Origin of the sequence: Streptomyces sp. 2A115 (assembly GCF_052245575.1) — a bacterium.
Lineage (GTDB): Bacteria > Actinomycetota > Actinomycetes > Streptomycetales > Streptomycetaceae > Streptomyces.
Genome location: NZ_JBQQCG010000183.1, coordinates 1 through 5,212 on the forward strand (window position 1 = coordinate 1; position 5,212 = coordinate 5,212).

At 68.5% G+C, this 5,212-nt stretch carries 3 protein-coding genes; 1 reads left to right on the forward strand and 2 read right to left on the reverse strand.

Annotation, left to right across the window (positions count from 1 at the left end):
- Positions 1-537: Ku protein (locus ACTWQR_RS55265; protein WP_443234935.1), on the forward strand; the 537-nt coding region annotated here is incomplete at its 5' end.
- 118 nt (positions 538-655) lie between these two features.
- Here ACTWQR_RS55265 and ACTWQR_RS55270 read toward each other — a convergent pair.
- Both ACTWQR_RS55270 and ACTWQR_RS55275 read right to left on the reverse strand, forming a co-directional pair.
- Positions 656-952, reverse strand: a complete 297-nt coding sequence (locus ACTWQR_RS55270) for a DUF6233 domain-containing protein (RefSeq protein ID WP_443234936.1) — start codon at positions 950-952, stop codon at positions 656-658.
- A gap of 114 nt (positions 953-1,066) precedes the next feature.
- A complete protein-coding gene (locus tag ACTWQR_RS55275; RefSeq protein ID WP_443234937.1) occupies positions 1,067-4,774 on the reverse strand; it encodes an nSTAND1 domain-containing NTPase in 3,708 nt (1,235 codons plus the stop codon).
- Positions 4,775-5,212 lie beyond the last annotated feature (438 nt).

A 5,212-nucleotide genomic window follows, 5' to 3' on the forward strand; every position in this document is an offset into this window, starting at 1 on the left:
CTGCCCAGCCGCCGCCGGATGGACGTGCTCGGATTCGTCCCCGCCGACGAGGTCGACCCGATCCTGTACCGCCGCGCGTACTACGCCCAACCGGCCGGCCTCGCCGCCGAGCGTCCCTACGAGGTGCTCGTCTGCGCCCTGGCCCGCACCGGCCTGGTGGGAATCGCCAAGGGCGCGATCCGCTCACGGGAAAGGCTCGTGGTGTTGCGGCCGCGCCGGGGGATTTTGGTGGTCCACACCGTCTACTGGCCGGACGAGGTCCGCGAACCGGGACCGGCCACCGCCGCGCCGGTGACCGACCGCGAGATGGAACTCGCCGAGCTGCTGCTGAACGAGCTGAGGGGCGTGGACGCGGCGGACATTCGCGACGACTATGAAGACGCCCTGCAGCAGCTCGCCGCCGCCCTCACCGCGGGCAGGGAACTGGCGGCCGCCGCCGAGCCGGACAGCCCGCCAGCGGACCTCATGGCCACCCTGGAAGCGTCCGTGCGTGCCGCGCAGGCCGACCGAGCACCGACGCCTTCCGGATCCGGCTGACCGGCTGCTTCTTCGCACGGGCCTGCTCGGCACTCGCCAGGCAGTCGCCACAGAGCCGGTTGCCCCCGGGCCGGCACCGGTGTAGGTCAGGGCCTCAGACCGCTACTGCGGTGGGTGGTCAGTCGAGGATGCCCAGGCGTTGGTCGGGTCTGCAGTGGATGCAGGCGCGCAGTCCGGCGGCCAGGAGCCGGCGTGCTTCGTCGCGGTCGATGGGGCGTGGCCGTTTGCCCGCGGCGTAGCAGTCGCCGGCGTGTACCGCGGCGGGCGGGCGTCCGTCGCCGATGCCGAGTTCGACGATCCACTCAGGCACGGGCAGCCGGTTCTCCCGTCCGTGCTGCTGCTCGGCTTCCCGCTGGCGGACTGCGGCGATTTTGGCGTCGATGCGGTCCAGCCACATGGCGTGCCAGACCCTCATTCTGTGGAATCAGGTTTGTCAAGGCCCTCGGTAGTGGGAGCGCACTCACGAGCTGGCGGATGCACGGTGCGGGTCGAGCCCGAGGTAGCTGGACAGCCCTCACACCGTGCGCAATCACTGGCCTCCGGTGCAAGGTGGTTGGTGGGGGTGTGTCGGGTATAGGGAGATCTCCAGGGAGGTCATCGGGGTGCCAACCATTCGGCAGATCTGCTGTGCGAAGGCGGGCGCGTTGGCATGCCAGGGCTGCACGCGACGGCCGGCGGTGGTGCCGAGTACGGTCGTGCCGTCGTGGGCGAAGGCTGCGACGCTGACGGGCCCGTGCAGTCGGGCGATCAGCCGAGGGCGGTTCGGTGAAGTGAGGTCCCACAGCCGTACAGGGCTGGCGCTGTTGCTAGTTGAGGTGATCAGGCTGCGTCCGTCCGGGGCGAAGTCAGCCATGGAGACGGTGGCGGTGTGGCCGCTCAGCGCAGAGAGGGAGCGGGGGTTCGCCGGGTCGGCGATGCTCCATAGGTAGGTGCGGTGATCGGTGCCGCCGACTGCGAGGAGCGTGCCGTTCTGGTTGACGGCGAGGCTTTCGGTCTGCAGCGGGCCGGGAAGCGCGGCTGTCCTGTGGGCCGGGCGGCCAACGGAGATCTTCCACAGCTCCACTCCGGCACCGTAGCTACCGACGGCGAGAGTGTCGCTGTGTGGGAGGAAGAGCAGGTTCATGACGGAGTTGAAGCGGTCGTTGCTGAGGTCTTGTAGCTTGCGCGGCGCGTCAGGGTCGCTGACGTCCCAAACGACAAGGTTGCCGCCGTTGCCTCCGGTGACCAAGGTGCGGCCGTCGTTGCTGAATGCGGCACAGTTGACACTGCTGCGGCCGTTCGACGTCACGTAGCCCAGAGGGTGGGGTTCGTGGGGGTTGGCGATGTTCCAGAGGCAGATCGGAGTTTGGCTGTTCCTTCCTTTTCCTAGACCGTAGGCGGTCAAGGCCAGCAGGCGCGAGTTTGGGCTGAAGGCTGCGCCGAGGATGTTGTGGCCTTGGCAGCGGGCCCTGCCGCGCAGTACGGGGTCGGCGGGGCGAGAGAGGTCCCAGATGCCGGCGGTTTGGTCCGCGCTTGCTGTGACACCGAGTGTCCGGCCGGCGTTGAGCTGGAACCGGCGGATCGTGTCATGGTGGCCAGCCAGCCGCGGCAGCCGCGACCACAACTGGATGCTGCTGTCGGCGGAACCGACGGCGAGGGATCTGCTGTCCGGGCCGAAGGCGACTGCGACCACCCGGCCGGTCTGGACGAGAGGCAGGGGCTCCCCGGACCCGGCCAGGTCGAAGAGTCGTACTTCGGCGCCGATGGTGCCCACGGCGAGTGTCCTGCCGTCCGGGCTCAGGGCGAGATCCGACACGGCCGCGGTCAGGGTGAAGAGTGTGTGACGGCGGAGTACGTGCCCGTCGGCGTCCAGATCGGCTGACCGGATGGAACGCACCAGATCGTACTGTGCGTAGTACAGGGTTCGGCCGTCTGCGCTGAGCGCCACGGGGTTGAAGGTGACGCCGACATCCGGCACTGTGACGGCGAGCTTGGGCTGCCCGGTGCCCGCGAGTTTCCATACCTTGGTCGTGCCATCCCGGCTGGCGGTGGCCAGGGTCGCACCGTCGTAGCTGAGCGCCAGATGGTTGACCGCGTTGGTGTGTCCCTGCCACTGCGCGAGCTGGACTGGGTGCTGGGGCCGGCTCAAGTCCCACTGTGCGAGCTGGCCGGAGCTGTCGCCGGTGACGAGGGTGTGACCGTTGGGGGTGACTGCCATGGCGGACACGTCGTCGGTGCCTTCGGGCAGCGGGCCCAGCGGGAGAGGATGTCCGGGGTCTTGGGCATCCCACAGCCGGACTGGGCCGCGCGCGGCTGCGACCATGAGGATGTTCCGTCGGTCGAAGGCGATACTGGTCACCGCAGTGCCGGTGGCGCGCAGGACATGCGGGGGCATGGCACGCCGGTCAGCGGCGGTCGACCAGAGGTTCACTGCTCCCTGCTGGGTGCCTGAGGCCACGATGGTGCCGTCGGGGCTCATGGCCGAGGCCCCGGAGATCTGGCCCTCGCCGAGGAAGCGTGTCGCGTGGGGGATGGCTGAGGAGCTGAGCACCGTGCTGCGCGCTGCCTCCGTATCGTGCGCCTGCAGTGCGGCCTGACCGAGGAGGAGGGAGAGTGCAGGGTTGGTGGTCCGCATCAGGTCGGCATGGGCCGCGAGTCCGCCGGACATGGCGACATCGCGCTGTACTGTCGCTTCGCGGCCCTTCAACACGGCCAGGAGCGTGGCTGCCAGCGCGATCAAGGTGAGCACGGCCAGCGTGGCCACCAGGCGGCGCAGCCGACGGATACCGCGCTGCTGGTGGCGGCGGGCGGCCCGCAGAAAGTCAGCCTCGGCGGGGCCCGTCTGCTCGGGATGGGTGGAGGCCCACTCCTCAGCCGCTGTGAGCCGGACGCCCCGATAGAGCAGGCCGTCATCGCGGCCTTCCGTGGACCAGGCCGTGGCCGCCTCGATCAGCTGTTGACGCACGCGCAGAGCCGACCGGTCGGCATCGATCCACTTGCGGAGCCTGGGCCAGGCCCTCAGCAGGGCCTCATGGCTGATCTCCACCTGCTCGGTATCCGCCGTCAGCAGTCGTGCCCCGGTGAACGCCTCCACGACCCCCTCCGCCGCGGTGTTTGCCTGGAGCAGGGCGTCCCGGTCGGCCGGCTGACGGACCCCATCCTCGCCGTCGCCGACGCGGACCAGGCTGAGCATGACCTCGCGCGCTGTGTGCTGTTCCTGCAGATCGAGGCGGGCGTAGAGGCGTTCGGCCGTCGCGGCGACGGCTCCGTAGATCCCCCCAGTGCGCTCGTATCCGGCAACAGTGAGCACTCCGTCCGTGCGCTGCTGCCAGGTGGCTCGCAGCGCGTGGGCCAACAGCGGCAGCGCACCGGCTGGGCACGTGTCGGCGCCGGGCATGGCGCCCATATCGCGCAGGAGTACCTCAACCAGCCCAGGCTCAAGCGTGAGTCCCTCAGCGGTGGCTGGCGCGGTGATCGCCTCGCGTAGTTCGGCGACAGTCATCGGCCCCAAGGGCAGTGCGTGGGACCGCAGCATGGCCTGCAGCGGGGGGTGAGTCAAGCAGTGGCCGTAGAAGTCAGCACGCAGGCCGAGCACTACCGGCAGTTCCGCAGCGGATCGACAGCACAGTTCGGCGATGTATGTCTCCCTCTCCGCCACGTCCTTGCAGAGTGTGAACACCTCCTCGAACTGATCCACGATCACAAGGGCATACGACGCCAGCGGGCGTCGCATGCCCTGATCACGCAGGTCTCTCATCGGCTGAGCCGTGGGCGTCAGACAGAGCACGTCCGTCGCGCCTGGCCGATGTCCAGGTAGCGCGCCGCGCAGCACAGCGTGTGCCAGACCCGCGCTCAGCAGCGAGGACTTGCCAATTCCCGACGGGCCGATCACCGCCGCTGGATGCCCTGTGACGGCCGCATCAGCCACCAGGCCGAGCACGTCGGCGATAGCCCGGTCACGGCCGAAGAACCAGTCGGCCTCCTGGGTGCGGAACGAGGTCAGTCCCGGATACGGGCATCGTGCGGCACGTTCGCTCACTGCCAGAGCGATCAGCCAGCCATCGGCGTTCAGTACCTGGTCGCAGGCGCGGGCAAATTGCTCACTCGGCTTCTGCAGCCTGTTTTCCAACCGGCTGAGATAGCCCTTGCTCGTACGCATCTCCTCGGCGAGACCTGCCAGCGACTTGCCCTCCGCACAGCGCAGCCGCCGCAGTTCGCTCCCGAACGTCGGCGCCCCGCTCTGATCCTCCTCTGCCACGCCGGTGCCCCCTCTGTTACGGCTAAAGAGCCGAGCCCGACCGGTCAACGATGCCGCGATTCGAGGGTCACGCAGGTACGTCGATCAACACCGGATTTTGCGAACCGCCAGCTCAAGAAGGGTTTCCGGGTATCCGTGGCCAGCTGGAAACGGGTAACCCCTTGAGCCGGGCTCCCGGCCCAGCCGAAGCTCCTGCTGCCGCTTCGTTCACCGGCAATCGGACGGGATCGAGGTCGGCGCAACCACCGCATTCACCCCCGAAGGAGCAGACCATCATGATCAAACGCCTTGCGATCGCGGCAGGCGCTCTTAGCCTCGATCCACCGAGTGACCTGCGTCCTGTGGATAAGGAATCAAGAAGAGGTGCCTGCTGACCTGCGATGATGGGAGTTCTGACGCTTCCAGCACGCACAATCAGCAAGGCACCTCGTAGATGAA

What these genes read in the sequence shown, in the direction of transcription:
- ACTWQR_RS55270 (WP_443234936.1), bottom strand. Translation starts at nt 952, where the DNA reads ATGAGGGTCTGGCACGCCATGTGGCTGGACCGCATCGACGCCAAAATC.